Source organism: Streptomyces sp. NPDC060184 (assembly GCF_042728795.1).
Lineage (GTDB): Bacteria > Actinomycetota > Actinomycetes > Streptomycetales > Streptomycetaceae > Streptomyces.
This window is the reverse complement of record NZ_JBHWYX010000030.1, coordinates 48,033-74,594: the sequence shown is the minus strand read 5'-3', so window position 1 is coordinate 74,594 and position 26,562 is coordinate 48,033. Positions and strand designations below refer to the sequence as shown.

23 protein-coding genes and 7 tRNA genes are annotated in these 26,562 nt (G+C 74.1%); 20 read left to right on the top strand and 10 right to left on the bottom strand.

Annotated elements, in window-relative coordinates; translation table 11 throughout:
- Positions 1-695: 695 nt before the first annotated feature.
- The 8 genes from ACFWEE_RS20650 (at position 696) to ACFWEE_RS20615 (ending at position 11,868) form a co-directional block, all read left to right on the top strand.
- Complete coding sequence (locus ACFWEE_RS20650; protein ID WP_386890957.1) at positions 696-1,760, top strand: methionine ABC transporter ATP-binding protein; 1,065 nt, start codon at positions 696-698, stop codon at positions 1,758-1,760.
- Positions 1,757-2,425, top strand: a complete 669-nt coding sequence (locus ACFWEE_RS20645) for a methionine ABC transporter permease (RefSeq protein WP_386890955.1) — start codon at positions 1,757-1,759, stop codon at positions 2,423-2,425. Before ACFWEE_RS20650 ends, ACFWEE_RS20645 begins: the two co-directional genes overlap by 4 nt.
- A gap of 123 nt (positions 2,426-2,548) precedes the next feature.
- Positions 2,549-3,412, top strand: a complete 864-nt coding sequence (locus ACFWEE_RS20640) for a MetQ/NlpA family ABC transporter substrate-binding protein (RefSeq protein WP_386890953.1) — start codon at positions 2,549-2,551, stop codon at positions 3,410-3,412.
- A 176-nt stretch (positions 3,413-3,588) separates the two neighbouring features.
- Positions 3,589-4,227 (top strand): GNAT family N-acetyltransferase, encoded by a 639-nt coding sequence (locus ACFWEE_RS20635; protein ID WP_386890952.1) that lies wholly within the window; start codon positions 3,589-3,591, stop codon positions 4,225-4,227.
- A gap of 140 nt (positions 4,228-4,367) precedes the next feature.
- A complete protein-coding gene (cbiE, locus tag ACFWEE_RS20630) occupies positions 4,368-5,624 on the top strand; it encodes a precorrin-6y C5,15-methyltransferase (decarboxylating) subunit CbiE (RefSeq protein WP_386890950.1) in 1,257 nt (418 codons plus the stop codon).
- A gap of 334 nt (positions 5,625-5,958) precedes the next feature.
- Positions 5,959-9,348, top strand: a complete 3,390-nt coding sequence (cobT, locus tag ACFWEE_RS20625) for a nicotinate-nucleotide--dimethylbenzimidazole phosphoribosyltransferase (RefSeq protein ID WP_386890948.1) — start codon at positions 5,959-5,961, stop codon at positions 9,346-9,348.
- 411 nt (positions 9,349-9,759) lie between these two features.
- Entirely contained in the window at positions 9,760-11,007 is a 1,248-nt protein-coding gene (gene cobA, locus ACFWEE_RS20620; protein WP_386890946.1) for a uroporphyrinogen-III C-methyltransferase, read from the top strand.
- Between the two features lie 48 nt (positions 11,008-11,055).
- On the top strand, positions 11,056-11,868 hold the full coding sequence (locus ACFWEE_RS20615; protein ID WP_386890945.1) for a TrmH family RNA methyltransferase: 813 nt from the start codon (positions 11,056-11,058) through the stop codon (positions 11,866-11,868).
- A 21-nt stretch (positions 11,869-11,889) separates the two neighbouring features.
- Here the strand turns inward: ACFWEE_RS20615 and ACFWEE_RS20610 are convergent, their stop codons facing one another.
- Positions 11,890-13,299: a serine/threonine-protein kinase gene (locus tag ACFWEE_RS20610; RefSeq protein ID WP_386890943.1), complete on the bottom strand. Its 1,410-nt coding sequence runs from the start codon at positions 13,297-13,299 to the stop codon at positions 11,890-11,892.
- Between the two features lie 572 nt (positions 13,300-13,871).
- On the opposite strand from ACFWEE_RS20610, the gene ACFWEE_RS20605 reads away from it, so the two are divergent.
- The 3 genes from ACFWEE_RS20605 to ACFWEE_RS20595 all read left to right on the top strand — a co-directional run bounded on the left by ACFWEE_RS20605 (position 13,872) and on the right by ACFWEE_RS20595 (position 15,577).
- On the top strand, positions 13,872-14,078 hold the full coding sequence (locus ACFWEE_RS20605) for a hypothetical protein (RefSeq protein ID WP_386890941.1): 207 nt from the start codon (positions 13,872-13,874) through the stop codon (positions 14,076-14,078).
- A gap of 185 nt (positions 14,079-14,263) precedes the next feature.
- The gene (locus ACFWEE_RS20600; protein WP_386890940.1) at positions 14,264-15,226 is read left to right on the top strand and encodes a phosphotransferase enzyme family protein; all 963 of its coding nucleotides are present in this window, start codon (positions 14,264-14,266) and stop codon (positions 15,224-15,226) included.
- A gap of 66 nt (positions 15,227-15,292) precedes the next feature.
- Positions 15,293-15,577 (top strand): zf-TFIIB domain-containing protein, encoded by a 285-nt coding sequence (locus ACFWEE_RS20595; RefSeq protein ID WP_386890938.1) that lies wholly within the window; start codon positions 15,293-15,295, stop codon positions 15,575-15,577.
- A gap of 127 nt (positions 15,578-15,704) precedes the next feature.
- Here ACFWEE_RS20595 and ACFWEE_RS20590 read toward each other — a convergent pair.
- The 5 genes from ACFWEE_RS20590 to ACFWEE_RS20570 all read right to left on the bottom strand — a co-directional run bounded on the left by ACFWEE_RS20590 (position 15,705) and on the right by ACFWEE_RS20570 (position 16,153).
- A tRNA-Val gene (locus ACFWEE_RS20590) sits at positions 15,705-15,779 on the bottom strand.
- A 23-nt stretch (positions 15,780-15,802) separates the two neighbouring features.
- Positions 15,803-15,874 (bottom strand) — tRNA-Val (locus tag ACFWEE_RS20585).
- Between the two features lie 21 nt (positions 15,875-15,895).
- A tRNA-Val gene (locus tag ACFWEE_RS20580) sits at positions 15,896-15,967 on the bottom strand.
- A gap of 1 nt (position 15,968) precedes the next feature.
- Positions 15,969-16,042, bottom strand: a tRNA-Cys gene (locus tag ACFWEE_RS20575).
- A 38-nt stretch (positions 16,043-16,080) separates the two neighbouring features.
- Positions 16,081-16,153, bottom strand: a tRNA-Gly gene (locus tag ACFWEE_RS20570).
- A 164-nt stretch (positions 16,154-16,317) separates the two neighbouring features.
- Here ACFWEE_RS20570 and ACFWEE_RS20565 point away from each other — a divergent pair.
- Together ACFWEE_RS20565 and ACFWEE_RS20560 are read left to right on the top strand one after the other, a co-directional pair.
- Entirely contained in the window at positions 16,318-17,340 is a 1,023-nt protein-coding gene (locus tag ACFWEE_RS20565; protein ID WP_386891007.1) for a chorismate-binding protein, read from the top strand.
- A 77-nt stretch (positions 17,341-17,417) separates the two neighbouring features.
- A complete protein-coding gene (locus ACFWEE_RS20560; RefSeq protein ID WP_386890936.1) occupies positions 17,418-18,260 on the top strand; it encodes a GNAT family N-acetyltransferase in 843 nt (280 codons plus the stop codon).
- A 37-nt stretch (positions 18,261-18,297) separates the two neighbouring features.
- Here the strand turns inward: ACFWEE_RS20560 and ACFWEE_RS20555 are convergent, their stop codons facing one another.
- Positions 18,298-18,813, bottom strand: coding sequence for a DsbA family protein (locus ACFWEE_RS20555; RefSeq protein ID WP_386890934.1), 516 nt, complete (start codon positions 18,811-18,813; stop codon positions 18,298-18,300).
- Between the two features lie 191 nt (positions 18,814-19,004).
- Here ACFWEE_RS20555 and ACFWEE_RS20550 point away from each other — a divergent pair, with 191 nt between their 5' ends.
- The 3 genes from ACFWEE_RS20550 to ACFWEE_RS20540 all read left to right on the top strand — a co-directional run bounded on the left by ACFWEE_RS20550 (position 19,005) and on the right by ACFWEE_RS20540 (position 21,012).
- Positions 19,005-19,457, top strand: coding sequence for a hypothetical protein (locus ACFWEE_RS20550; protein WP_386890932.1), 453 nt, complete (start codon positions 19,005-19,007; stop codon positions 19,455-19,457).
- 220 nt (positions 19,458-19,677) lie between these two features.
- Positions 19,678-20,697, top strand: coding sequence for a LacI family DNA-binding transcriptional regulator (locus ACFWEE_RS20545; protein ID WP_386890931.1), 1,020 nt, complete (start codon positions 19,678-19,680; stop codon positions 20,695-20,697).
- Positions 20,698-20,856: 159 nt separating this feature from the next.
- On the top strand, positions 20,857-21,012 hold the full coding sequence (locus tag ACFWEE_RS20540) for a hypothetical protein (protein WP_327174738.1): 156 nt from the start codon (positions 20,857-20,859) through the stop codon (positions 21,010-21,012).
- Positions 21,013-21,190: 178 nt separating this feature from the next.
- On the opposite strand, the gene ACFWEE_RS20535 is transcribed toward ACFWEE_RS20540, so the two are convergent.
- Positions 21,191-21,763 carry a CGNR zinc finger domain-containing protein gene (locus ACFWEE_RS20535; protein WP_386890930.1) on the bottom strand — a complete coding sequence of 191 codons (573 nt, stop codon included), beginning with the start codon at positions 21,761-21,763 and terminating at the stop codon, positions 21,191-21,193.
- Between the two features lie 242 nt (positions 21,764-22,005).
- Positions 22,006-22,419: an SsgA family sporulation/cell division regulator gene (locus ACFWEE_RS20530; RefSeq protein ID WP_003959770.1), complete on the bottom strand. Its 414-nt coding sequence runs from the start codon at positions 22,417-22,419 to the stop codon at positions 22,006-22,008.
- Between the two features lie 190 nt (positions 22,420-22,609).
- Between ACFWEE_RS20530 and ACFWEE_RS20525 the strand changes: the two genes are divergently transcribed.
- Together ACFWEE_RS20525 and ACFWEE_RS20520 are read left to right on the top strand one after the other, a co-directional pair.
- A complete protein-coding gene (locus ACFWEE_RS20525; protein ID WP_386890928.1) occupies positions 22,610-23,065 on the top strand; it encodes a TIGR02611 family protein in 456 nt (151 codons plus the stop codon).
- A gap of 54 nt (positions 23,066-23,119) precedes the next feature.
- Positions 23,120-23,191 (top strand) — tRNA-Val (locus ACFWEE_RS20520).
- 87 nt (positions 23,192-23,278) lie between these two features.
- On the opposite strand, the gene ACFWEE_RS20515 is transcribed toward ACFWEE_RS20520, so the two are convergent.
- Positions 23,279-25,789, bottom strand: coding sequence for an SCO7613 C-terminal domain-containing membrane protein (locus tag ACFWEE_RS20515; RefSeq protein ID WP_386890926.1), 2,511 nt, complete (start codon positions 25,787-25,789; stop codon positions 23,279-23,281).
- A 106-nt stretch (positions 25,790-25,895) separates the two neighbouring features.
- Between ACFWEE_RS20515 and ACFWEE_RS20510 the strand changes: the two genes are divergently transcribed.
- Positions 25,896-26,342, top strand: coding sequence for an SRPBCC family protein (locus ACFWEE_RS20510; protein WP_386890925.1), 447 nt, complete (start codon positions 25,896-25,898; stop codon positions 26,340-26,342).
- 85 nt (positions 26,343-26,427) lie between these two features.
- Positions 26,428-26,499 (top strand) — tRNA-Val (locus ACFWEE_RS20505).
- Positions 26,500-26,562 lie beyond the last annotated feature (63 nt).

The following is a 26,562-nucleotide window of genomic DNA, read 5'->3' as shown; positions in this document are numbered from 1 at the left end:
AGGGGCGGGCCCCCGACGGCCGCTCCCGGGCCTCGTCGGCTCCTGCCCGGCGGCCGGTGGGCGCGAGCGCCCGGCGGCAGGCGAACGCGCACGCCCGGCGGCAGGCGGACGCGCACGCCCGGCGGCAGGCGGACGCGCACGCCCGGCGGCCGGTACGTGAGCCTCCGGGGGTGGGGCCGTGGTGTCCACCACAGGCGCCCGGACCGGTCGAAGGAGCGGGACCCGGCCGGTCGGGTCCGGCTCGGCCTTGCGTTTACGCAGGTCAGCGGGGTGTGCGACGGGGGCGTGGCGCGGGCGCGGCGGGGAGCGGCGGGCGCCGTCCGGGAGTCCGCTATGCGGACGCGCCGGTTCCGCGCTCTGTTACGTCTGTTTTACTTGGGGCATGACCACGACGAGCAGCCGCACCCTTGCGACCGAGGCGATCAGTACGCCCGGTGCTCGTTGTATGTGTCGAATGCGCGCCATCTGAGGGCCCCCGCCAGCGTCTCGCGCCCCGAAGCGAGAACCCGCCGACGCCGTCGCCTCCCGGTCGCCCCGGGCAGGAACGCGCCGGCCCCGCACGGCCTCGACCGGCACCCCTGTGCCGCGGCCGTGCCCAGACCCCGGCCGACGAGGGCCGGTGAGTCTCCCCCGGACGAATGCCCCGTGCCCGGCGGACACCCACGCCGCGAGCACTCGACAGTGACGGAAACCCTGTGATCACCACTTCGGGCCTCACGAAGGTCTACCAGTCGCGCGACCGCGAGGTCACCGCGCTCGACGGAGTCGATCTGCACGTCGAGGAGGGCGAGGTCTTCGGCGTCATCGGCCAGAGCGGCGCCGGCAAGTCCTCCCTCATCCGCTGCGTCAACCTGCTGGAGCGCCCCACCTCCGGCACCGTGACCGTGGCCGGCCAGGACCTCACCGCCCTCGCCGGCCGGGGCCGCCGGGCGAGCAAGGAGCTGCGCGAGGCGCGCAGCCGTATCGGCATGGTCTTCCAGCACTTCAACCTGCTGGCCTCGCGCACCGTCCAGGGCAACGTGGAACTCCCGCTGGAGATCCTCGGCGTGCCCGGCCGCGACCGCTCCCGCAAGGCCCTCGAACTGCTCGACCTGGTCGGCCTCGGCGACAAGGCGAAGGCGTACCCCGGACAGCTCTCCGGCGGCCAGAAGCAGCGCGTCGGCATCGCCCGCGCCCTGGCCGGCGACCCGAAGGTGCTCCTCTCCGACGAGGCGACCTCGGCGCTCGACCCCGAGACCACCCGCTCCATCCTCCAGCTGCTGCGCGACCTCAACCAGCAGCTCGGCCTGACCGTGCTGCTCATCACCCACGAGATGGACGTCGTCAAGACGATCTGCGACTCCGCCGCGCTGATGCGCCGGGGCCGCGTGGTCGAGTCCGGCACGGTCGGCGAACTCCTCGCCACCCCCGGCTCCGAGCTGGCCCACGAACTCTTCCCGGTCGGCGGCGGCACCTCCGGCCCCGGCCGCACGGTCGTCGACGTCACCTTCCACGGCGACGCGGCCGGCCGCCCGGTGATCTCCCAGCTCTCCCGTACGTACAACATCGACATCTCGATCCTCGGCGCGGCCATGGACACCGTGGGCGGCAACCAGATCGGCCGGATGCGCATCGAGCTGCCCGGCGGCTTCGAGGAGAACGTCGTGCCCATCGGCTTCCTGCGCGAGCAGGGGCTGCGGGCCGAGGTCGTGGACGAGGCCGCCGCCACCCCGATCCCCGCACAGACCCCCGCCCCGCTCACCAAGGAGGCCGCGAAGTGACCTGGTCCGAAATGCAGCCCCTGCTGACCCAGGGCACCGTCGACACCCTCTACATGGTGCTGTGGTCCGCGCTCGTCACCGTCGTCGTCGGCCTGCCCCTCGGCGTGCTGCTGGTCCTCACCGACAAGGGCGGACTGCTGCAGAACACCGTGGTCAACAAGATCGTCGGCGCGGTCGTCAACATCGGCCGCTCGCTGCCCTTCATCATCCTGCTGATCGCGCTGATCCCCTTCACGACCTGGGTCGTCGGCACCTTCATCGGCCCGACCGCGATGATCGTCCCGCTGGCCGTCGGCGCCATCCCCTTCTTCGCGCGCCTGGTGGAGACCGCCGTCCGCGAGGTCGACCACGGGCTCGTCGAAGCGGTCCAGTCGATGGGCGGCTCCATCCCCACCATCGTCCGCAAGGTCCTGCTGCCGCAGGCCCTGCCCTCGCTGGTCTCCGGGATCACCACCACCGTGATCGTGCTCATCGGCTACTCCGCGATGGCCGGCGCCGTGGGCGGCGAGGGGCTCGGCTCCAAGGCCGTCACCTACGGATTCCAGCGCTTCGACAACCAGTTCATGATCGTCACCGTCGTGCTGCTCATCGTCATCGTGACCGTCGTGCAGCTCATCGGCGACCTCGCCGGACGCCTGCTGGCCCGCCGGGGCCGCACCGCCTGACGCGCCTTCCGGCGCCGGCCCACAGACTCCGTCCCGCGCACGCTCTCCGCAGCCGCGCGCGACGACGGCCGAGCCCGCACTCCTTGTCCGGGCGCTCCACCCCACCCGAAAGAGGCACTTTTCGTGCGCAAGACCATCAAGCTCTCCGCGGCAGCCGCCGCCACCGCCGCCCTCGCCCTGGGCCTGAGCGCCTGCGGTACGGACTCCGACCCGTCCGCCGGCGGCACCGGCGCGAACGCCGACACCTCCAAGGCGCTCGTCGTGGGCGCGTCCCCGACGCCGCACGCCGACATCCTCGGCTTCGTGCAGAAGAACCTCGCCGCGAAGGCCGGCCTCAAGCTGGAGATCAAGGAGTTCACGGACTACGTCCTGCCGAACACCGCCACCGAGAACGGCCAGATCGACGCCAACTTCTTCCAGCACAAGCCCTACCTGGACGACTTCAACAAGAAGAACGGCACCCACCTCGTGCCGGTCGTCAACGTCCACCTGGAGCCGCTCGGCCTCTACTCCAAGAAGGCCAAGTCCGTCTCCGACATCACGTCCGGCCAGACGATCGCGGTGCCCAACGACACCACCAACGAGGGCCGCGCGCTCCTGCTCCTCGCCGACCAGGGCCTGATCACGCTCAAGGCCGGTGTCGGCACCGACGCCAAGCTGAGCGACATCACCGACGCCAAGGGCCTGAAGTTCAAGGAACTGGAGGCCGCCACCGTGCCCCGCGCCCTGGACGACGTCGACGCCGCCGTCATCAACGGCAACTACGCGATCGAGGCCAAGCTCACGCCGTCGAAGGACGCGCTCGCCATCGAGAAGGCGGAGGGCAACCCCTACGCCAACATCCTGGTCGTCAAGAAGGGCGGCGAGAAGGACCCCCGCGTCGAGAAGCTCGCCAAGCTCCTCAACAGCGACGAGGTCAAGAAGTACATCGAGGACACCTACAAGGGCTCGGTCATCCCCGCGTTCGGTACCCCGGCCGCTTCCTGACCAGGCGGGGTCCGGCCCGCATCGCCGAACTCCCGCGCGGCGCCCCGCGCACGCCCACGGAGCCCCGCACCTCCCGCCGAGGGGGTGCGGGGCTCCGCCGTACGGACCCGCCCATGCACGGCGCGCGCCCGATACTGCATGCTGTGCCTTTACCGGTCTTCGGCATGGAGCTGCGCATGACTACCACGTTTCCGTCGATCTCGATCAGCACGGACCGACTGGTGCTGCGCCCCTACGACATGGCGGACCTTCCGGCACTGACCGACATGATGAACGACGAGGCCGTCACCGCCTGGACGGACGCCCCGCACCCGTACACGCGGATCGACGCCGAGCGCTGGATCCGTCGGATCGCCCCGGGCGAGCGCACCCAGGGCCACGGCATCGTCTTCGCCGTCCACGAGTTCCTCACCCAGCGGCTCGTGGGCTCCGTGCGGCTGCTCAACACCGACTGGCGCACCCGCTCGACCGAGGTCGTCTACGTCACCGCCCACTGGGCGCGCGGCGAGGGGTACGCCACCGAATCCGTGCTGGCGCTCGCCGAATGGCTCTTCCGCGACCAGGCCTTCGAGCGGATCGAGTTGCGCACCCAGGCCGACAACACCGCCTCCCAGCAGGTCGCCCAGAAGCTCGGCTGCATCAGTGAGGGCGTCCTGCGCAACGCCCGGATAGCGCGGACGCAGACGGAGGACGGCGGCTGGGTCGACTTCCGCACCGACCTGATCGTCTGGGGACTCCTCCCGGAGGACCTCGAAGGCGTCGCCGAGCAGCTCGCCGACGCGGGCGGCTACGGCACCTACAACGACTGGAACTGACGGGGGGCCGTTGGCCGCGCCCCCTTCGGGCAGGCCCCCGGGGGCGACCCGATAACCTCTACCCGGTCCACCGCGCGGGCACGGCCCCACCGGCGGACGACCCCCTCACGCACCCCCACAGCCCCAGGAGACGGACGACGATGGCCGACCGCGTCACGGTGATCGGCTGGGACGGCTCACCGCTGACCAGAGCGGCCACGGCAGCGCTCTCCGCGGCCACGCTCGTCGCCGGGGCCGCGCACCACCTCGCGCTCGCCGAAGTCCCCCGGGACGCCGAACGCATCCGCCTCGGCAGTGTGGACCTGGCCGCCCGGCGCATCGCCGGACACCGGGGGAGCGCCGTCGTCCTCGCCGACGGCGACCCCGGCTTCTTCGGGGTCGTACGCACCCTGCGCGCACCCGAACACGGCCTGGAGGTCGAGGTCGTGCCCGCGGTCTCCTCCGTCGCCACCGCCTTCGCCCGCGCGGGGATGCCCTGGGACGACGCCCAGGTCGTCGTGGCCCACCCGAGGACCCTGCGACGGGCCGTCAACGTCTGCCGGGCCCACCACAAGGTCGCCGTCCTCACCTCGCCCGGCGCGGGCCCCGCCGAACTGGCCCTGCTGCTCGACGGCGTCCACCGCACCTTCGTGATCTGCGAGGAACTCGGCACCGCCCGCGAGCGCGTCACCGTCCTCACCTCCGACAAGGCCGCCGACCACTCCTGGCGCGACCCCAACGTCGTCATCGTCGTCGGCTCCGGCCCCACCACCGCGTCCGCCGGGTGGATCGGCGGCCGGGACCCCGCCCGCCCCGACGGCGTGCGCGGCTGGGCCCTGCCCGAGCACGCCTACCACCGGACCGGCCGCGGCCCCGCCGGAGACGACCGGGCGCGTACGGCGGAGAGCACCGAGGGCGAGTCCGCCGGGATGCGCGCCGCCCAACTGGCCCGGCTCGGTCCGCGCACCGGCGACCTGGTCTGGGACATCGGCTCGGGCACCGGCGCACTCGCCGTCGAAGCCGCCCGCTTCGGCGCGGCCGTCATCGCCGTCGACCGCGACGCCGCCGCCTGCGCCCGTGCGACGGCCGCCGCCCGCTCCTTCGGCGTGGCCGTCCAGGTCGTCCAGGGCCTCGCCCCGCACGTGCTCGAACGGCTTCCCGAACCCGATGTCGTACGCATCGGGGGCGGCGGCGTCCCCGTGGCCCTCGCCGTCGCCGACCGGCGGCCGGAGCGGATCGTCACCCACGCCTCCACCCGCGACCAGGCGGAGGCCCTCGTCACCGCGCTCTCGGGCAGCGGCTACACGGTGGAGTGCGCGCTCCTCCAGTCCGTGGACCTGGACACCTCGGCCTGGCGGGAACGCGAACGGTCCGTCGCGTTCCTGCTCTGCGCGGTGCGTTCGGACCTTGCCCCGTGACCAGGTCGCTACAGCGCGGAAGGTAGGCTGGCCGATTGTTGTACCGAACCCGGTCGTTCGTCGCTTCGTGCGTCAATGTCCGGAAAAGGGAGTTGTTTTGTTTCTCCCTGTGGTACGGCACGACCGGGCGCGCGCGAAGTGGCGCAGTCCACAGCGAACCGCGGCGCAACGACCTGTCGCTGCGGCGAACGGCCGCGAGAATATGTAGAGGTCTGCGGGCGTTTCGTGCCGCGCGGCGAGCCCGCTCGTTCTAGTTGACGAGCACCGGCCTGCCGTGACGCGGGCGTCCCGGGAGATGGGCCGAAGGAGCACTGACGATGGGCGAGGGGTACGCATGACTGACACCGGCCAGGTCCCGGGCGAGGGACAGCCGGAGAACGCAGGCATGGTGGAGCAGCCGGGCGTCCTCGCCCCGGATGCCTACACCTACCTCGACCCCTCCGAGCAGGCACCCGACGAAGAAGATCTGCTGCTGATGCCCGCCGCCCAGGGGGGTGCGTGGGGCGACCCGCAGATCGTCCCGCCGCCCGCCGCGGACGCCTACCAGCAGTTCCCCGCGCAGAGCGCCTACCCGGCCCAGGAGCCCCCGGCGCAGGGGCCCGGGAGCCACGACTCCGGGGCCTTCGACCTCGGAGGCGCACGGATCCCGGCCCCGACGCCCGCCCCCGCCGCCGCGCACACGGCGGCCCCCGCCCCGTCCCGGCGCCCGCTGCACCGCGGGCCCTCGGTCGACGGCCCGTCCTACGGCGGGCAGAGCGGCCTCGTGCGCTCGCTGGCCGACCGCGGCCCCGCCGGGTCCCCGCAGCCCCAGGCACCGGTCCGTACGGTGGCTCCGGCCCCCGTCGCGCCCGAGTACCAGGCGCCCGCCGAGGCCCCCGTGCCCGCCGAGGCCCCCGCCGCTCAGGAGCCCGTGCTCCCCGGCCCGCAGCTGGGCGAGATCCCGCTCCAGGGCGCCGCCCCGTGGGGCGCGCCCGAGACGGTGGCCGCCGCCGAGGAACAGCCCGCCGCGGCCGTGCCCCCGGCCGACGAGCCCGCGCCCGTCGAGGCCGTGACGGCCGAGCCGGTGATGACCGAGCCCGCGCCCGTGGACGCCGCTCCGGCGGAGTACGCAGCGGCCGAGGCGTTCCCGCAGCCCGCACCGGAGTTCGTGGCCGCGCCCGAGGCGGCGCAGGGCTTCGAGCCGGTCGCCGAGGCCCAGGACTCGGCGCCGGGCCACGCCCCCGCCGAGGCGCCGGCCGGGCTCGCGGGCCAGGCCCCGGCAGAAACGGTCGTCCCCGAGACGCCCGCCGAGCCCGCAGCCCACGCATCGGCCTTCGTGCCGGAGGCCGGTGCGGAGGCGTACGTCCCCGAGGCGGGCCCGGTGCCCGCCGCCGAGTTCACCGGCGCCCAGCTTCCCGAGCACGTCCAGCTCCCCGAGCAGGTCCAGCTTCCCGAGCAGGCCGAGGCCTCCGCGGAGGTCCCCGCCGCCGTGGCGCCGGAAGCGGCGGAGGACCCGGCCGCCGAGCCGGTCGCCCCCGAGGCCCTGCCCGCCGAGCCCCTGCCCGCCGGAATCCCCGCGACCGAAGAACCGGCCGTCGGGTTGCCGGCCGCCCAGTTGCCGGATGCCGAGATGCCGGCCGTCGAGCCGTTCGCAGCGGAGCCCGCCGCCCTCGACGCCGTCCCGGCCGCGCTGCCGGAGTCCGGCACGGGAGCCGACGACGCCCCGGAGTTCGCCGCGCCGCAGGCCGCCGGAGCGCCCTGGGCCGTCGAGCCCCCCGCCGCCGGACAGGGCGCCGGGCCGCAGTACACGGAACCGGAACACCAGAACGTGCGACAGGAACAGCCCCACCCCGCCGAGGCACCCGAGGCCCAGGCCTTCGGAGCCGAGGCCGTCGCGGCCGGACCGCTCGGCTCCGCCGAGCCCACCGCCGTACCCGCCGAGGCCGTCGTGGCGCAGCCCGCCCCCGAGGAGCCGGAGGCCGAGTACGCCGCCACCCCCGAGGAGCCCGCGACCGACCCGGCCCCCGGCTACGACGAGGCGGAGCGCGAGGCCGTACTGCGCGTCATGCGCGAACGCCGCGACATCCGCAACGGCTTCCGCGGCGACCCGATCCCGCACGAGGTGCTGCTCCGCGTGCTGGAGGCCGCGCACACCGCGCCCAGCGTCGGCCACTCGCAGCCCTGGGACTTCGTCGTCATCCGCTCCGCGGAGACCCGGCGTTCCATGCACGAGCTCGCCCAGCGGCAGCGCGACGCCTACGCCAAGTCCCTTCCCAAGGGCCGCGCGAAGCAGTTCCGGGAGATGAAGATCGAGGCCATCCTCGACACCCCCGTGAACATCGTGGTCACCGCCGACCCCACCCGCGGCGGACGGCACACCCTCGGCCGCCACACCCAGCCGCAGATGGCCCCGTACTCCTCCGCGCTCGCCGTGGAGAACCTGTGGCTCGCCGCCCGGGCCGAGGGCCTCGGCGTCGGCTGGGTCAGCTTCTTCGACGAGCGCGAGATGGTCCGCGCCCTCGGCCTGCCCGAGCACCTCGAAGTCGTCGCGTACCTCTGCGTCGGGTACGTCGACGAGTTCCCCGAGGAGCCCGAACTGATGCAGGCGGGCTGGTCCAAGCGCCGCCCGCTGTCCTGGGTGGTGCACGAGGAGACGTACGGCCGCCGGGCGCTGCCCGGCGAGGAGCCGCACGACCTGCTCCAGGAGACCATCGCCAACATCCGCCCGCTGGACGCCAAGGCGCTCGGGGAGGCGTGGGAACGCCAGAAGCGGATGACCACGCCCGCCGGGGCGCTCGGCATGCTGGAGATCATCTCCGCGCAGCTCGCCGGGCTCTCCCGGACGTGCCCGCCGCCGATCCCTGAGCCCGCGGCCGTCGCGATCTTCGCCGGCGACCACGGCGTGCACGCCCAGGGCGTGACCTCCTGGCCCCAGGAGGTCACCGGCCAGATGGTGGCCAACTTCCTGGCCGGCGGCGCCGTCTGCAACGCCTTCGCGAGCCAGGTCGGCGCCGAGGTCTGCGTCGTCGACGTCGGTGTCGCCACCGAACTCCCCGCCACCCCGGGCCTGCTGCCCCGCAAGGTGCGGCCCGGCACGGCGGACTTCACCACCGGCCCCGCGATGAGCCGCGAGGACGTCCTCGCCGCGATCGAGGTCGGCATCGAGACCGCCCGCGACCTCGTCGCCGCGGGCAACAAGGGCCTCCTCATCGGCGAGATGGGCATCGCCAACACCACGGCGTCGGCCGCCCTGATCTGCGTCTACACCGGCGCCGACCCCTCCGAGGTCACCGGCCGGGGCACCGGCATCAACGACGAGATGCACGCCCGCAAGGTCGACGTGGTCCGCCGCGCCCTGGAACTGCACCAGCCGGACCCGGCCGACCCGATCGGCGTGCTCGCGGCCGTCGGCGGCCTGGAGCACGCGGCCATGGCCGGATACCTCCTGGGCGGCGCGTCGCTGCGCACCCCGGTCATCCTGGACGGCGTGAGCGCCGGGGCCGCCGCCCTGGTCGCCCGCGCCATCGCCCCCGAGGCGCTGGCCGCCTGCATCGCCGGCCACCGCAGCGCCGAGCCCGGCCACGTCGCCGCGCTCAACAAGCTGGGCCTGCGCCCGCTGATCGACCTCGACCTCCGCCTCGGCGAGGGCACGGGCGCCCTGCTCGCGCTCCCGATCGTGCAGAGCGCCGCGCGCGCCATGCACGAGGTCGCGACGTTCGACTCGGCGGGCGTCACGGAGAAGTAGTCCCGAGGCCGTCCCCGGCCGGGCGGGTCCCCGGGGCCTCCCGTTCGGATCAGGCTGGATCGGGCCACCCGCCCGGTCCAGGCCAGTCCGAACGAGAGGCCCCCCCGGGCCGTGCGGTGAAAGACCCGCCCGACCGCCCTCCGGGGCGCCGGTGCTCCTTCCACGACACGGCCCGGCCCGCCCAGGGACCGCCCCGCGCTTCCCGGGGCCCTGCCCTCGGGAGACCCCACCCCGTATGGTGGTCCCCGCCCCACCCTGCTGAACCCGCACGTCACAGCCGCTCCAAAGCCGCAGCGGCAGCCCCGTCCGCAGCCGCCGCGTCCCGCACGCCGGACCGGACTCGACCGGACAGCCCGTGCGACGCCCCACCGCGCCGCACGCACCGTTCCCTGCCGAGGAGCCAGCACCGCCATGGCCGAGCACGTCGATCACCCCGCGTACCCCGTCGGACTGCGCCTGCACGGGCGCCGCGTCGTCGTCGTCGGCGGCGGCCAGGTCGCACAGCGCCGCCTCCCCGCACTCGTCGCGGCCGGGGCCGACATCACCCTCGTCTCGCCCTCCGCCACCCCGTCCGTGGAGGCGATGGCCGACGCCGGGGAGATCACCTGGGAACGCCGCCGTTACGCGGACGGCGACCTCGCCGACACCTGGTACGCGCTCGTCGCGAGCAGCGACCCCGCCGCCAACGCCGCCGCCTCCGCCGAGGCCGAGCGCACCCGCACCTGGTGCGTCCGCAGCGACGACGCCGAGGCGGCCACCGCCTGGACCCCCGCCACCGGCCGCAGCGAGAACGTCACGGTCGCCGTGCTCACCACCACCTCCAAGGGCCGCGACCCCCGCCACTCCGCCGCCGTGCGCGACGCCATCGTCGAAGGACTCCGCGACGGCACCCTCGCCGCCGCGCACCACCGCACCCGCACCCCCGGCGTCTGGCTCGTCGGCGGCGGACCCGGCGACCCCGACCTGATCACCGTGCGGGGCCGCCGCCTGCTCGCCGAGGCCGACGTGGTCATCGCCGACCGGCTGGGCCCCCGCGACCTCCTCGACGAACTGCCTCCGCACGTCGAGGTCATCGACGCCGCGAAGATCCCGTACGGCCGCTTCATGGCCCAGGAGGCGATCAACCAGGCGCTCATAGACCACGCGAAGGCGGGCAAGGCGGTCGTCCGGCTCAAGGGCGGCGACCCGTTCGTCTTCGGCCGCGGCATGGAGGAGGCCCAGGCGCTCGCCGCCGAGGGAATCCCGTGCACCGTCGTCCCCGGCATCTCCAGCTCCATCTCCGTACCCGGCGCCGCCCACATCCCCGTCACCCACCGGGGCGTCGCCCACGAGTTCACCGTCGTCAGCGGGCACGTCGCCCCCGAGGACCCCCGCTCGCTGGTCGACTGGGAGGCCCTCGCCCGGCTCCGCGGCACCCTCGTCCTCCTCATGGCCGTCGACAAGATCGGCGCCATCGCGAAGGCCTTGATCGCCCACGGCAAGGACCCCGCCACCCCGGTCGCCCTCGTCCAGGAGGGCACCACCGCCGCGCAGCGCCGGGTCGACGCGACCCTCGCCACCGTCGGCGAGCGGGCCGCGGCCGAGGACGTACGCCCGCCCGCCGTCATCGTCATCGGCGAGGTCGTCGCCGTCGGCCCCGGCACCCTCCCCACCGCGTAAGACCGGCGGCTCCGGCCGCCGCCCCTCCCCGGACAAGGCAGCACTTCTGTGGCAGAGATCATCACCGTCGAGGACCCCGACGACCCGCGCCTGCACGACTACACGGGCCTCACCGACGTCGAACTGCGCCGCAGGCGCGAACCCGAGGAGGGCCTCTTCATCGCCGAGGGCGAGAAGGTGATCCGCCGCGCCGGGCAGGCCGGGTACGCGATGCGCTCCATGCTGCTCACCCCCAAGTGGACCGAGGTGATGCGCGACGTCATCGAGGCCGCGGAGTCCCCGGTGTACGTGGTCACCCCCGAACTCGCCGAGCGGGTCACCGGTTACCACGTGCACCGTGGCGCGCTCGCCTCCATGCGGCGCGAGCCGCTGCCGGACGCCGCCGGGCTGCTGGCCGGTGCCCGCCGGGTCGCCGTCTTCGAGGACATCGTCGACCACGCCAACATCGGCGCCGCCTTCCGCAACGCGGCGGCGCTCGGCGTCGACACCGTGCTGCTCACCCCGCGCTGCGCAGACCCCTTCTACCGGCGGGCGGTGAAGGTCTCCATGGGCGGCGTCTTCCAGGTGCCGTGGACCCGGCTGGAGTCCTGGCCCGCGGACGTCGGGGTGCTGCACTCCGCGGGCTTCACGGTCGCCGCGCTCTGTCTCAGCGAACGGGCGATCACCCTCGACGAGCTTGCCGCGCGGAAGGACGAGCGGCTGGCCCTGGTCTTCGGTACGGAAGGGGCGGGCCTCACGGAGAGGACCCTCGCCGCCGTCGACGACCACGTCCGCATCCCGATGGACGCGGGGGTCGACTCGCTCAACGTGGCCGCCGCGTCCGCCGTCGCGTTCTACGCCACCCGCCCCCGCCCGGCCTGACCCCGCCCCGCCCGCTACGGGTCAGGAAGCGGGCCCCACGGGCGGCGTCACGGACCGGCCGCCCGGCTGTCCGGCCGACGGGGAGTGTGCGCCGGGCTGCCGCGCGGGCGAATCGCCGAGCCCGCGCGCCGGCCCCTGGCAGCCCTGGGCGGCTGCGATGCCGAGTGCCACCAGCAGCGTCACCACCACGAAGACGAAGAGACGCTGTCGCAGCAGCCGGGGGTTCGCGGGGCGCCGCCCGGTCCCGGTCGGTCTGGCCCCGGGGCGGGTGCCCGGCCTGCCGTTCGTCCCGTTGGTCGGGCTCGGCCGACGGCCCGGCGGGACCGCGCCGCGCGCCGGGCGCGGCCGGGCGCCGACCGGGCGGGAGCCGCCCGGACCCGGCCGCGAGGCGGACACCGACGCCGAGGACGTGGGACCGGACGCCCCCGGCGAACCGGACGGGCCGGACGCGGAGGAGGGAGAGGGGCGGCGGGCCTGCGGCGAACGCCCCGTGGACGGGCCTTCGGACCTGCGCGTCTGCTGCTCGGTGTACGGGCCGTCGAGCCGGCCGGTGGGCCGGTCGGCCTCGTGCGCGGAACGCTGGACGGGCGGACGGCTCTCGTGCAGCCCCTGCGCCTCGCGCGCCGCGATCTCCTTGAGCCGCATCGACAGCTGCAGGGTGCTCGGCCGTTCCTCCGGGTCCTTGGCCAGACAGGCCCGCACCAGCGGAGCGAGCGCGTCGTGCACCTCGGCCAGGTGCGGCTCCTCGTGCACCACCCGGTACAGCATCACCTCGGAACTGCCGTGCCCGAAGGGGGAGTCCGCCGTCGCCGCGTACGCGAGGGTGGCGCCCAGCGAGAAGACGTCCGTCGCGGGCGTCACGGCCGCGCCGCGCACCTGCTCCGGCGCGAGGAACCCGGGCGACCCGACCGCCGTACCGACATGGGTGAGGGTGCTCGCCCCGGTCGCCCAGGCGATGCCGAAGTCGATGATCCGGGGGCCCTTGGGGGAGAGGAGGATGTTCGACGGCTTGAGGTCGCGGTGCACCACCCCGGCCTCGTGGACCGCGACCAGGCCCTCGGAGAGCGCGGCCCCGATCGAGGCCACCTCCGAGGCGGAGAGCGGACCCTCCTCGGCGACCTTGTCGTGCAGCGAGGGGCCCGGCACGTACTGGGTGGCGAACCACGGCCGTTCGGCGTCCAGATCCGCGGCCACGAGCCGGGCGGTGCAGCCGCCCCGGATGCGGCGCGCGGCGGACACCTCGCGCGCGAACCGGGACCGGAACTCCTGATCCTCCGCCAGGTCGGGGCGGATCACCTTCAGGGCGACCCGCTGCCCCCGCCGGTCCGAACCCAGATAGACGACACCCATCCCGCCGGCCCCGAGCCGCCGGTGCAGCCGGAACGAGCCGACGAGACGCGGGTCCTCGCGCCGGAGCCGCATCATCGCCATCGTCTGCCCATCCCCGCTGCCTGGTCCGCCTGACGAGGCACAGCTTACGTACCCGGCGCCCGGCGCGCTCAGAGGCCGCGCCTTCCCCCGGGATTCGATTGTCCGTACCGAACGGGACGTGTGAAGCACGGTCAGCAGTACGCCGATCCGGGCGATTCCGTGTCCCTCCGGTCCCAAAGGGGCATCCCCGCACGGGGATTGGCGCATCGGCCCCGGGCACCGACCGGACGGGCGCCCCGTACGGGTCCGCCCGGCCCGGCGCCCCGGCAGGCCACGGGCCCCTCCTCCCGCCGCCACCGGGGCGGCTTCCCCGCCCGGTCCGGCGTGAGTGATGTCACCCGTTCCGCCGCTTTCCGGACGAAGCCGCCCCGGAGCCCCCACGACCCGGACGCCACCGTCTCCACCCAGGGGAGTACTCCGGCTACCCACAGCTCATCCTCCCGTAGGCCCGCCGATCGGTACGCGGGCATGACGCCCGCCCCGCACCGTCTCCCTAGGCTGGAAACGAACGGGGGCGGAACCCTCCCGGCCGGGACCGGCCGCCGACGTTCGCACCGGTCAGGAGAGGAACCATGTCGGACACGGCCACGCGGACCACGCCCCGCGCGCAGGGACGCAAGGCGTACAGGGCGTTCGGCGGCCGTCCGTCCGGCACCCGCCACCCCCTGGTGGCGGCAGCCATGGTCCTTCCCCTGGCGGCACTGCTGGTGGTCGTCTTCGGCGGCTGGGAATCAGTGGTCACACAGGCGTCGTCCGTGGGCGTGATGATGGGGCGCTGAACGGCGCCCCCGGGGTTCGGAAGAGCGGTCCGGACCCGGACATCCGGCCAACAGCCCCGTGGGGACGGGGGTACGGCGGACGACAGCGTTTGTCCGGCCGGCTGGGGAGCCGGCCGGACATCGCGCATTCCGGGACCCGGCCCCCCGTAACCTGGGGCTTTGCCACGACTCTTCCCGGGGGAACCTTGAGCAGCGCCGAGGTCGTCACCGTCCTGGGCGGCCTGGCCCACGCCGCCGCCCACCCGGCCGCCGACGGCGGCTGCGGCTGCCCACCGCCCCGGGTAATCGCCGACCGCCCGGACGGCACGGTCGTCCGCAGCGGAGGGACGGTCGCGAAGGCCCACGCCCCCGGTACCGGCGGCGCGGAGTTCGCCGCCCGGCTCGCGCTCGCCGCCGCCCCCGCGCTCGCCGGGATCCTGCTGCCGCCCGTCCCCGTACCGCGTCCGCTCCCGCGCGCGGACGGACGCCCCGTCACCCTCTGGCCGTACGGAGAGCCCGTCGACCCCGCCGACCCCGAGGCCGCACCCTGGGAGGAGGCGGCCGTGCTGCTCGCCCGCCTCCACCGCACCGCGCCCCCGGTGGCGCTGCCACCGATGCGCGGACCCGCCAAGGCGGCGCTCGCCGTCGCCCGGATGCGGACCGCGCACCCCGCCGGTCCCGGCCGGGCCGAGGTCGTCGCCGCCTGGGCGACGCTGCCCGGGTGGGCCCGTGACGAGGCGCCGGCTCCGCCGGGGCGGGCGGGGTTCCTCTGCCACGGCGACCTCCACCTGGGCCAGCTCGTCCGTCACCCGGCCCCGCACGGCCCCTGGCTGCTGATCGACATCGACGACACGGGCACGGGCGACCCCGCCTGGGATCTCGCCCGGCCCGCCGCCTGGTACGCGGCCGGGCTGCTGCCCGACACCGTCTGGCGGCGGTTCCTGGACGCCTACCGCGCGGCGGGCGGCCCGGCCGTCCCGGCCACCGGCGACCCCTGGCCCGAACTCGACGTCCCCGCCCGGGCCCTCACCGTGCAGACCGCCGCCCTCGCGCTCGCCAAAGCGGCGGAGGAGGGCCGGGAACTCGACGAGGTCGAACGGCTGATGACCGACGCGTGCGCGCGTATCGCCTCGCTCCCGCCCGAGTTGACGCCACCGGGCACGTCGTAGGGTGAACCGACCGCCACCGGGCAGGAATTCCGGTGGCGGACCACCGAACGGCGAGGAGCCGAGCCGATGATGCAGTGTCCGAAGTGCCACGCGCAGATGCACACGTACAACCGCAATGGTGTCCAGATCGAGCAGTGCAGCGGCTGCCGGGGCATATTCCTGGACTTCGGCGAGCTGGAGGCCCTGACGCGGCTGGAGTCGCAGTGGACGCAGCAGGTGCCGCCCGCGCCGCCGGCCCCGCAGGCGTACCCGGCGGCCGGTCCCGCGTGGGGCGCCCCGCAGCACGGCGGCGGCCACTACGACCACCACCACCGCCAGAAGAGCTTCGGCCGGATGCTCTTCTCCTCCTGAGCCGGCGCCGCCGCCCGCCGGTCACGGCCGGGCGGCGCTCCCGGGCCCCGGATTTCCCCGGGCGCTCACGGGCACGTACCGGCGGGAACGGCGAAAACCCCGGTCGTCGGACGACCGGGGTTTTCCGTGGTGCGCGATACTGGGATTGAACCAGTGACCTCTTCCGTGTCAGGGAAGCGCTCTCCCGCTGAGCTAATCGCGCAGGGTGAACCTGCGTGTACTGCGTGCGCGATACTGGGATTGAACCAGTGACCTCTTCCGTGTCAGGGAAGCGCTCTCCCGCTGAGCTAATCGCGCGGGAAGATCCTTGCGGATGAGTGGACGATACTGGGATTGAACCAGTGACCTCTTCCGTGTCAGGGAAGCGCTCTCCCGCTGAGCTAATCGTCCTTGGAGGTGGAGACGGGATTTGAACCCGTGTAGACGGCTTTGCAGGCCGTTGCCTCGCCTCTCGGCCACTCCACCAGAATCAGGGGGTTCGGGAAGATCCCCCTTTTCCTGCGAGCGGACGACCAGGTTCGAACTGGCGACCTCAACCTTGGCAAGGTTGCGCTCTACCAACTGAGCTACGTCCGCTTGTCTTTCCCGTTCCGCTTGCGCGTCCCGGCGACGTGTTGAACTCTAGCGGATTCCTGGGCCAGTACAAAAACGCGTTTGCGCAGCGTGCTGCGGTCACCTCGCCCGACCCCGGTCCGAGGGTCCCCGGACCTACACTCGACCGCGTGTCCGACCTTGCTCCCATGGCCCGCTTCGGCGGCCTCGTCGCCTCCGGTCTGCGGGACGTGACCAGCGATCCCGCCGCTCTCGACTCCGCGGGCTTCTGGGCCGTGTCCGCCGACTTCGAGGGGCGTGTCGTGTGCGCGCGCTTCTCCTCCGTACGCGAGGAGCCGGTGCCCGCGCCCGTCCCCGGAGCCTGGCGCGGCCCCGGCCCGGGGGAGTGGACCACCTCGCTGGACCGCGAGGCCTACCAGGAGGCCGTACGGCGCGTCCGCGCGCACATCGCGACCGGCGGGGTCTATCAGGCGAACCTCTGCCGGGTGCTCTCCGCGCCGCTGCCCGGTCCCGGCCGGGCCGACGTGGACGCGCTGACGTCCCTCCTCGCGCGCGGCAACCCCGCCCCCTACGCGGGCACGCTCCGACTGCCCGGACACGGGGTCGAGATCGCCACCGCCTCTCCCGAACTGTTCCTCTCGCGCGACGGGCGCACCGTCGAGTCCGGGCCGATCAAGGGGACCGGGCGCACCGAGGCGGATCTGCTGGAGAAGGACCACGCCGAGAACGTGATGATCGTCGATCTGGTCCGCAACGACCTCGGGCGTGTCTGCGCCACCGGCACCGTGACCGTCCCCGACCTCTGCGTGGTGGAGAAGCACCCCGGGCTCGTCCACCTCGTCTCCTCCGTGCGCGGGGAGCTCGCGGAAAACGCGGGCTGGCCGGAACTGTTCGGTGCCGCCTTCCCGCCCGGCTCGGTGAGCGGGGCTCCCAAGTCCAGCGCGCTGCGGATCATCGAGGAGCTGGAGACCGCGCCGCGCGGCCCCTACTGCGGCGCGGTCGGCTGGGTCGACGCCGACCGGTCGAAGGCCGAGCTCGCGGTCGGCATACGCACCTTCTGGATCGACCGCACCGGACCCGTGCCGCTCCTGCGCTTCGGCACCGGAGCGGGCATCACCTGGGGCTCCGACCCCGAGCGTGAGTGGGAGGAGACCGAGCTGAAGGCGTCCCGGCTGCTGGCCGTGGCGTCCGGAGCGGGGTTCGCTCCCTGAAGGCCGCCGCCGCGGGGCGGTACCGCTTCCGTGTACGGGGGTGACCCGGAGGCCCCCGGGCCGGTAGAACAAGTGCGGTGACCACGACCCTGCGGCCGACCGGGCCGACCCAGCAGAGCGCCGACGGCGCGCGGACCCGTAGTTACGACGTGTGCGACAACGGGCGCCCCGTCGGTACCGTCACCCTCTCCACCGACCCGTCCTTCGGCCCGGCCACCGGGATCCTCGACGGTCTCCGCATCGAGGAGCACCGCCGCCGGCGGGGGCGGGCGATCATCGCCTCGCTCGCCGCCGAGGAGGTGCTGCGGGACTGGGGGTGCGTGGAGGTGCGCGCCCGGATCCCTGCGGGGAACGAACCGGCGCTGCGGCTCGCCGCCGTACTCGGCTACACCGAACGCAGCCGGAACATGGACCGGCCGACCCCCGCGCACGCCCCCGCGCTGCCGCCCGGCCTCGTGGGGCGGCCGATGACGGCCGAGGAGTACGCGCCGTGGCTGGCCGGCCGCCACGAGGAGTACGCGCGGGAGTGGGCCGAGCGCGGTGTCCCCGAGGAACAGGCCCGCCGCAAGTCCGAGACCGACCACGCCCGGCTCCTCCCGCAGGGCCTGGCCACCCCCGGCGTGCGCATCGACGTCCTGGAGTGCGAGGAGGACGGCCGGGCCGTGGGCCACGTCTGGCTTTCGGGGCACCCCACGGAGAACGGCGCGACGACCGGGTACGTCTTCTGGGTCGAGGTCGGCCCGGAGTTCCGCGGGCGGGGGTACGGCCGCGCCCTCATGGGGCTCGCCGACGGCATGGCGCGGAGCGCGGGGTACGACCGGATCGCGCTGCACGTCTTCACCTCGAACACACCGGCCCGGCGGCTGTACGAGTCGCTGGGGTACGAGCCCACCGCGCACAACCTGGTCAAGGCGCTGTAGCGGCCCGGGGCCCGGCGAAGGGCCCGGGGCCGGCCGGTCAGCCCTGGTTCGCGAGCAGCCCGTCGACCAGGGACTCGATCCGCTCGCGCAGCCCCTCCTGGCTCTTCCCGCCGTCCAGACGCTCGCCGCCGACGACGTACGTCGGCGTGCCGGTCACCCCGATCGCCTTCCCCTCGGCCTGGTCGGCGTCGACGATCAGCATGTGCCGGCCGTCGATCAGGGCCGTGTCGAACTCCTCGGCGTCCAGACCGAGTTCACCCGCGACCTCCAGGAGCAGCGGCTCTCCGGCGCGGGAGAGTTCGGCGGTGCGCCCGAGGACCGCCTCGATGTACGGCCAGTCCTTCCCCTGGGCCGCGGCCTCCTCGGCGGCCTGGGCCGCCGCGTAGGCGTGCTTGTGCTTCTCCAGCGGGAAGTGCCGGAGCCGGATCTCGACGCGGTCGCCGTACCGGGCGCGCAGGGCGTGCACATCGGTGAGGGCGCGGTGGCAGTCGGGGCATTCGAGCTCGCACCAGAGATCGACGACGACGGGGCTTGCGGGGGTGGAATCGCTCATGCGACCAGTCTTTCAGCAGGCGCGGCGACCACCCAATCGGCGACGTCCGAGCCTGCCCGGCGGCGCCCGGTCCCCACCGGGGAGGAGCCGGACCCCGAAAAGACCCTGACGCACGGCCGACGGCATGGCCCCGGTCGCCCCGGGCGGTGCACGATGGAAGGGACGCCCGTTCCTGCCGCTGGAGGCTTCCGATGATTGCCGAGACCATCTGTTCCGCGGCTTCGGTGGCGGGCCTGGGGATCGCCGCGGTGACGGCGTACCGCAGGAGGTTTCTCGCCGCGGCCCGGATCACCGCGTACGCGCTCGTCCCGATCGGCCTCGTCCTGACGGGGGTCGTGGAATGGGTGGCCGGCATCGCGTTCGATCCGAGCGTGTGGATCGGCTTCCTGCTGCTCGGCGCCGCCTGGCTGCTCTTCGTCACCACGCGGGCGGTGGAGCGCCGCCGAGGGCTGACCCGCGAGGAGCGCAAGGCCGCACGCCGGGCCGCGGACGACGAAGGGATCGCTCCGGCGGCCTCCGCGCCCGCCCTCCGGCAGGCGGCCACCGCACAGCGCCCCGCCGCGAAGCCCGGCGGCACCGGCAAGGCGGAGCCGGGGGACGACTTCAGCGACATCGAGGCCATCCTGAAGAAGCACGGTCTCTGAGCCGGGCCCCTCCCGAAGGGCCGCGGCACGGGACCCGGCCGCGCGAGCCCGTGCACCTCTGAATTGATTCAGGAGGGACTCGGGATCCACCGACTCGTTGTGGTTTGAATCAATTCATGTGCCCGGGTCCCGGTCCGGTGCGCGTCCTCCGTACGATGGGCGGATCCGTCGACCGGCACGGCGGCCGGGGGCGGCAGCCGGCATCAGTGGGGCAGGACAAGTGGCGCGTGTGGCAGGGATCAAGGATGTGGCCCGGCGGGCCGGCGTCTCGGTGGGCACGGTCTCCAACGTCATCAACCGGCCCGAGGCGGTGCTGCCGGAGACGCGCGCCCGCGTGCTCGCCGCCATAGAGGAGCTGGGCTACGTACGGAGCGAGTCCGCGCGCCAGCTCAGGGCGGGCCGCAGTCGCATCATGGCGCTGCTCGTCCTCGACATGGGCAACCCGTTCTTCGTGGACGTGGCCCGGGGCGCCGAGCGTGCCGCGCGGAAGGCCGGCCTGGGGGTCATGGTCTGCAACAGCGACCAGAACCCGGCCGAGGAGGCCGAATACCTCGGTCTCTTCGCCGAGCAGCGGGTCTGCGGGGTGCTGGTCACCCCGGCGGACGCGAGTGGGCGGAACCTCGAGTCGTTCGGCCGCCACCGCATTCCGTTCGTCCTGGTCGACCGTGTCGCGTCCGGCCCGGATTCCTGCTCCGTCTCCGTGGACGACGTGCGCGGCGGGGCGCTGGCGGTGGGCCACCTCGTCCAGGCCGGTCACCGGAGCGTCGCCTACGTCAGCGGCCTCGGCGACCTCCACCAGATCAGGGACCGCAGAGTCGGCGCCCTCGCGGCCCTCGCCGAGGCGGGCCTGCCGCCCGAGGCACTCGTCGAGATCGCCTCCGACCGGCTCGACGTCGCCGCCGGACGCGACGCGGGGGCCCGGCTGCTCGGTCTCGTACCCCGCCCCACCGCCGTCTTCTGCGCCAACGACCTGCTCGCCCTCGGCGTCCTGCAGGCGCTCTACGCGGCCGGGGTGCGCGTGCCCCAGGACGTCGCCATCGTCGGGTACGACGACATCGAGTTCGCCGCCGCCGCTGCCGTGCCGCTCACCTCCGTCCGGCAGCCCGCCGTCCGGATGGGACAGCTCGCGGCGGAGTTGCTGCTGGAGGAGGCGGACGACGACTCCGGCACCCACGAGCACCGGGGCGTCCTGCTCCAGCCCGAACTCGTCGTCCGCGCGTCCAGCGCCTCCGCCCGCTGACGGCGGGCGATCGAAGGGCGGTGGCCGGACCCGCCGTTCGAGCATCCGGGCGAGGTTCGCACGCGCAGGCGATTTTCTCGCTCCTTCGAGGTGAACTCCCGCACCCAAAAACGGGGTTGATCTCCGGGACGGCCCGGCCTGGGTCATGATCGCTACGAAATGTTGGACACATCCCGGGGCGAAGCCCCCGCACAGACCGCCGAAGAGCCCCGTGGCTGCCTCTTCGCTCTCTCCCAGCCCCCGCTGATGATCTTCCTGACCGTGGTCGGCACCCTGCTGCTCATGGCCGCGCTGCACGATCTCTTCCTGCTGTGAACCGGCGACGACCCGTGAGCGGGGGACACCCCGTGCGTCGGGGGCGGCCCGCGGGCCGGAGGCGATCCACGCTCGGGCGAGGGCCGGTGAACGGACCGGGGTGCTCGTCCCGTCCGCGCACCCGCCCGTACCCCCGCTCGCGCGCGGGGTGTCCGAGAGCCCGTTCCCGGGCCCCCGCTCAGCCCGTCGCTTCCCTGCGCCGGGCCCGGTACGCCGCGACATGGAGGCGGTTGCCGCAGGTGCGGCTGGAGCAGTAGCGGCGGGAGCGGTTGCGCGAGAGGTCGACGAACGCCCGGCCGCAGTCCGGGGCCTCGCAGCGCCGCAGCCGCTCCTGCTCGCCCATGACCACGATGAACGCCAGGGCCATGCCGCAGTCGGCGGCGAGATGGTCGGCGATCGAGGCGCCCGGTGCGAAGTAGTGGATGTGCCAGTCGTACCCGTCGTGGTCGGTCAGCTGCGGAGTGGTGCCCGCCGCGGCGACCAGCTGGTTGACCAGATCGGCGGCGGCCCGGGCGTCCGTCGCCGCGAAGACCGCCGCGAACTTCGCGCGTACGTCCCACAGCGCCCGCAGGTCCTTCTCGCCGAGCCGGCCGACGCCGCTGACGCGGTGGTGCGCCGCGAAGGCGTACAGCTCCGTGGTGCCCGCGATCCCGTCCGTGGGCCCGCCGTCGGGCGATCCGCTCTCCGGGGCGGTGTTCACCAGATCGACCACCGTGTCGAGTGCGATGCGGGTGTCGTGTGGGATCAGCACGCTTTGCTCCCTGGCCTCCGGCGGGCGCCGTGCCCGCAGATGCGGGCAGACTCTACTGGCTCGTTCCGCCCGCGCGGGGGCCGGGATGGCCGGACGATACGCCGTCCGTACGCGCGCACACGCGCCGACGCCGCCACCGCGGTGGGTTCCGCGGTGACGGCGTCGGTTCCTGCCCTGTATGAGGTTGTCCGCGCGACGCCGTCTCCCCGAGTCGGACGGCGTCCCGCAGTTCGTCGCCTGGCTCAGCTTTCGGCCAGGATGTGTGAGAGCTCGGTGTCGAGGTCGAAGTGACGATGCTCGGTGCCCGGCGGAACCGCGGCGTCGGTCCTCTTCAGGAACGACTCCAGGGCCCGCGCCGGGGCTTCGAGCAGGGCCTCTCCCTCCGGAGAGCTCAGTGCGATGCAGACGACGCCTTGGCCGTGACTACGAGATGGCCAGACGCGGACGTCTCCGGTGCCGGTGGGCCGGTGCAGCCCCTCGGCAAGGAGGTCACGGGCGAAAACCCACTCGACCGTCTCCTCCGCTCCGGTGTGGAAGGTGGCGTGCACGGCATAGGGATCGGCCGTGTCATACCGCAGGCCCGCGGGTACAGGCAGTGAGGACTCGCTCGACACAACGAGGCGCAGGTGCAGCTCGCAGCTGACCGTGGTGTTCATAAGCGCCAGGGCCTTTCGCTCAGTGTGCGCTCGGGGATTCGCACGTCGGCGAAATCGACATGCCACCTACGGTGGCGTTGTAAACCCCTCTGACCGTTTTGTGCTTCTTTGAGTCCCCCGTACAGCGGTGTGTAACTTTCCGTCATGCACCCATTCCAGTGACGGAGAGCGGTCGGGTAGGTTGAGTTCCATGAATGCGCAGAGTGACGAACGGGACGGAACCGCGCCGGTCGCGGGGCCGGGTTCCGTGGCGGGGGACGTGGCGGAACCGGAGCGTGAGCTGGGCTCCCGGGCGCCGGCGTTCATCAAGGCGTCGAAGCCCCTCCACCTGAGCTGGCAGGTGGGCGTCTTCGCCGTGGGTCTCGCCGTCGTGGCGGCGGGTGTGGCGATGCTGGTGCTCCCCGGACCGGGGTGGCTGGTGATCTTCGGCGGCATGGCGATCTGGGCGACCGAGTTCGTCTGGGCGCAGCTCGTGCTCCGCTGGACCCGGCGGAAGGTCACCGAGGCGGCGCAGAAGGCGCTCGATCCCAAGGTGCGGCGCCGCAACATCATGCTCACCGTGGCCGGACTGGTGATCGTCGCGGTGCTGGTGGGGGTCTATCTGTGGAAGTTCGGCCTCAGTCTGCCGTGGAACATAAGCGAGTGAGCGTGGGGTGGTCCGGAAGCACCGCTGACATGCGGTAATGTTTGCGGTGCGCCCGGGCGATTAGCTCAGTGGGAGAGCGCTTCGTTCACACCGAAGAGGTCACTGGTTCGAACCCAGTATCGCCCACCCGGACGGAAGGCCCGAGAAACCGCGAGGTTTCCCGGGCCTTCCGCGTATGTCCGCCCATGTCGTGGCGGACACCGCCCGCGGCTCTCACCGCATCCGGCCCAGGGCCTCCTTCACCCGCCGGGCGTCCCGCAGCCGCTTCTCGTACGTCGCGCCCACCGCGAGCAGCAGCACCCCGGCCGCCGCCGGTACCAGCCACCTCGGCAGCGCTCCCACCACCTGCACGACGTACGGGGCGAGTTCGTGCAGGCCGAGCAGGGCCAGCACCCCGCCGCCGAGGAGCAGCGGGGCCTGGAGGCGGGACCGGGCTCCGGCCAGCGTGACCGCGAGGGCGGCAAGCCCCAGCAGCAGCGGGCGCGTCCACCCCGGGTCGCCCCAGGCCGCAAGCAGGCTCGGCACCAGCGTGACCGCGAGCCCCACGCCGTACGCCGTCCAGGAGGAGACCTCGTGGCCGGGGGCGGCACGGCGCCGCAGCACCCCCACCGCCAGGGCCGGGAGCGTCACCGGCAGGGTGTACGCCTCCGGGGCGGTGACCTCCGACGCCGCCAGCCGCACCCAGGACGCCAGCACGAAGAGCACCAGCGCCACGGCGCCCGCCACCTTCCGCCGCTCCGGCCGCACCGCCGTACCGGCGGCCAGTACCCCGGACAGCCCCAGCACCAGGGCGAGCGGCGCCGGGTCCGTGACCGCCAGGCCCACCGCCACCAGCGCGCCGAAGGCCCCGGTCAGCTCCACCGGCACCGCGACCGGCCGGCGCCGGAGCACCCTGCCGAGCGCCACCGTGACCGCCGGGACGACCAGCAGCAGCGGCGCTCCGCGCGAGGCGGAGAGTCCCAGCGACCCGACGGCTGCGGCGGTCAGCGCGATCCCGCCGAGGACGGCGGTGCAGGCGGCCACCGAGCGCGCCGGGAGCTCCGGCAGGCGGAGGGCCGCCGCGGCGAACAGCACCGTCAGCGCCGCCACCACGGCGTAGGTCGCCGCCTGGGAGTGCAGCGACAGCGCCGCCACGCTCACCGTGCCCGCCAGTGCGCAGCCGAGTGCCGCCGACCCGGCGGCGGACCGGGCCGGGCCCCGGGAGAGGCGCACCAGCAGCTCCAGCGCCCCCGCGACCAGCAGGGTTTCCAGCACCGCTCCGGCGGCGTACGGGACGTCCGCGACGGCCGCCGCGACCAGCACCGCGCAGGCGGCCTGCGCCGGTACGGCCACCGGGGCCGCACTCCGCCACCAGGTCCAGAACGCCGGCGTCCGCGCGGCGGCCAGGACCTCCGCGTCCTTCGCCCCGGCGGGCCGGGCGACCCACCGGTGGGCCGTCGCCCCCAGGGCGGCCACCACCGCCAGGGCCACCGGCGCGGCCATCGTCCACGACGGGGGGACGGGCCCGCCGAGCACGTCCCGCAACCCCTCCGGGGCGCCCGCCCACACCCGCGTACCCCCCGAGAGCGGGCCCACCAGGACCGCGGCCACCCAGGGCACCGTCCAGAGCAGCGTCCCCGCGACCACGGCCGCCACCGCCGCGTCCACACCCCGTCCGGCCGCCCCCGCCGACAGCACCCGGTCCACCGGCGGGCGCGCCGCCGACAGCCGGGCCACCGCCAGGAACGCGATCCCCGCGAGCAGATACGCCACGACGGCCCACTCCGACGGCAGCGCAGCCCGCACCACCCCGCCGGTGCCCGCCACTCCGGCGAGAGTGCCGACGAGTCCGCAGGCCGTCGCGAGGCCGGCCGGCACCCGGCCCACGGCGAGCAGCGCGGCGGCCCCCGCGAGCACCAGCAGCGCCCCCGGGGCGATCGCCGCGACCGGGCCCCCGGCCATCAGTGACCGGACCAGGGCCAGCAACAGCGCCCCCGACCCGGTGACCGCGAGGCAGACCGCGGCGGTGATCCGCACCCCGGACCGGACCGCCCGGACCGCGAGCACCCCGTCCAGCACCGCCGTGACCAGCAGCGCCCACCCGAAGGCGAGGGCCGGAGCGCCGACGGCCACGCAGCCCAGCACCAGTGGCAGCTGACCCGCCACCACCGCCGCCGGAACCGGCAGCACGGGCCGGCCCGGCGTCAGGCCGTATCCCGCCCAGAGCGCCGCGAGCGCGGCCGAGGCCGCGGCGGCGAACGCCGCGCCGCCGGTGCCGGGGAGCGCCACCGCGTGGAGGGCGTAGGCGTCGAGGAGCGTCAGGACGAGCCCGAACGCGCCCAGCGCCTCCGCCGTGGCCCGCAGCCCGCGCCGCCGCAGCGGGACCGGGGCGACGAGGGCGGCGGCCGTCACGGTGGCCAGTACGGCCGAACGGCCGCCGATGCCCATCGAGCCCCAGCTGAACAGCGTGAACGCGATGGCGGCGACCGCGAGCAGCAGCCCGCCGAGGGCGAGGAGCACGTTCTGCGCGCCGCGCCCGGACGGGGTCCGCGCCGGGACGGGCGCGCCCCAAGCGGGCGTCGGGGAAGCGAAGGCCGTGTGCGTGCGCGCGGAGCCGGCCGAGGCGCGCACGGCTTCGACCAGCCAGGCGCGGCGAAGGAGCAACTGCGCCCGGCGGGCGTCCAGATGGGCCAGTTCACGGTCGAGGAGCGCCAATTCCTCGGCGGGCGGCGGGACATGTTCCATGCCCGGAGTGTCGGGCCCGGACCGGGGTGCGTACATGTGTTCAGGTACTCACTTCCGGGAGTGAGTACCTGGGGCGGTCGACGCCGGGGCGCGTCAGACTGGCTCCATGAATCCGAACCACTACCGGTTCACCAGCCTGTGGGACCTCCCGGCGCCCCCCGCCGCCGTCCTCGCGGTGCTGGAGCGGGGCGAGGAGTACCCGCGCTGGTGGCCGCAGGTCCGCGAGGTGGCCCAGGTGGACGCGACCACGGGACGGGCGCGCTTCCGCTCCGTCCTGCCGTACGACCTGGTCGTCACCGTCGAGCAGGGCCGGCGCGATCCGGAAGCCGGCGTTCTCGAAGTGTCCATGCGGGGCGATCTGGAGGGCTGGGCCCGCTGGACCGTCACTGGCAGGGGTGACGGCAGCCGCGTGCGGTACGACCAGGAAGTCGAGGTCCGCAAGCGGCTGATGCGGCTGCTGGCACCCGTCGCCCGGCCCGTCTTCCGGGCCAACCACGCCCTGATGATGCGCTCCGCGAGGCGCGGGCTGACCGCCCGGCTCGACGGTCGGTGACGGCCCGGCGGGGGCGGGTCGACGGCCCTTCGCGACGGGGACGTGGACGAACCGCGCCGAGCCCTGTATTGTTCAACCCGTTCCCGGGCGATTAGCTCAGTGGGAGAGCGCTTCGTTCACACCGAAGAGGTCACTGGTTCGAAACCAGTATTGCCCACCGGGAAAAGCCGGTCCGTCAGCAATGACGGACCGGCTTTCGCGCGTTCAGGCCCGTACCGGG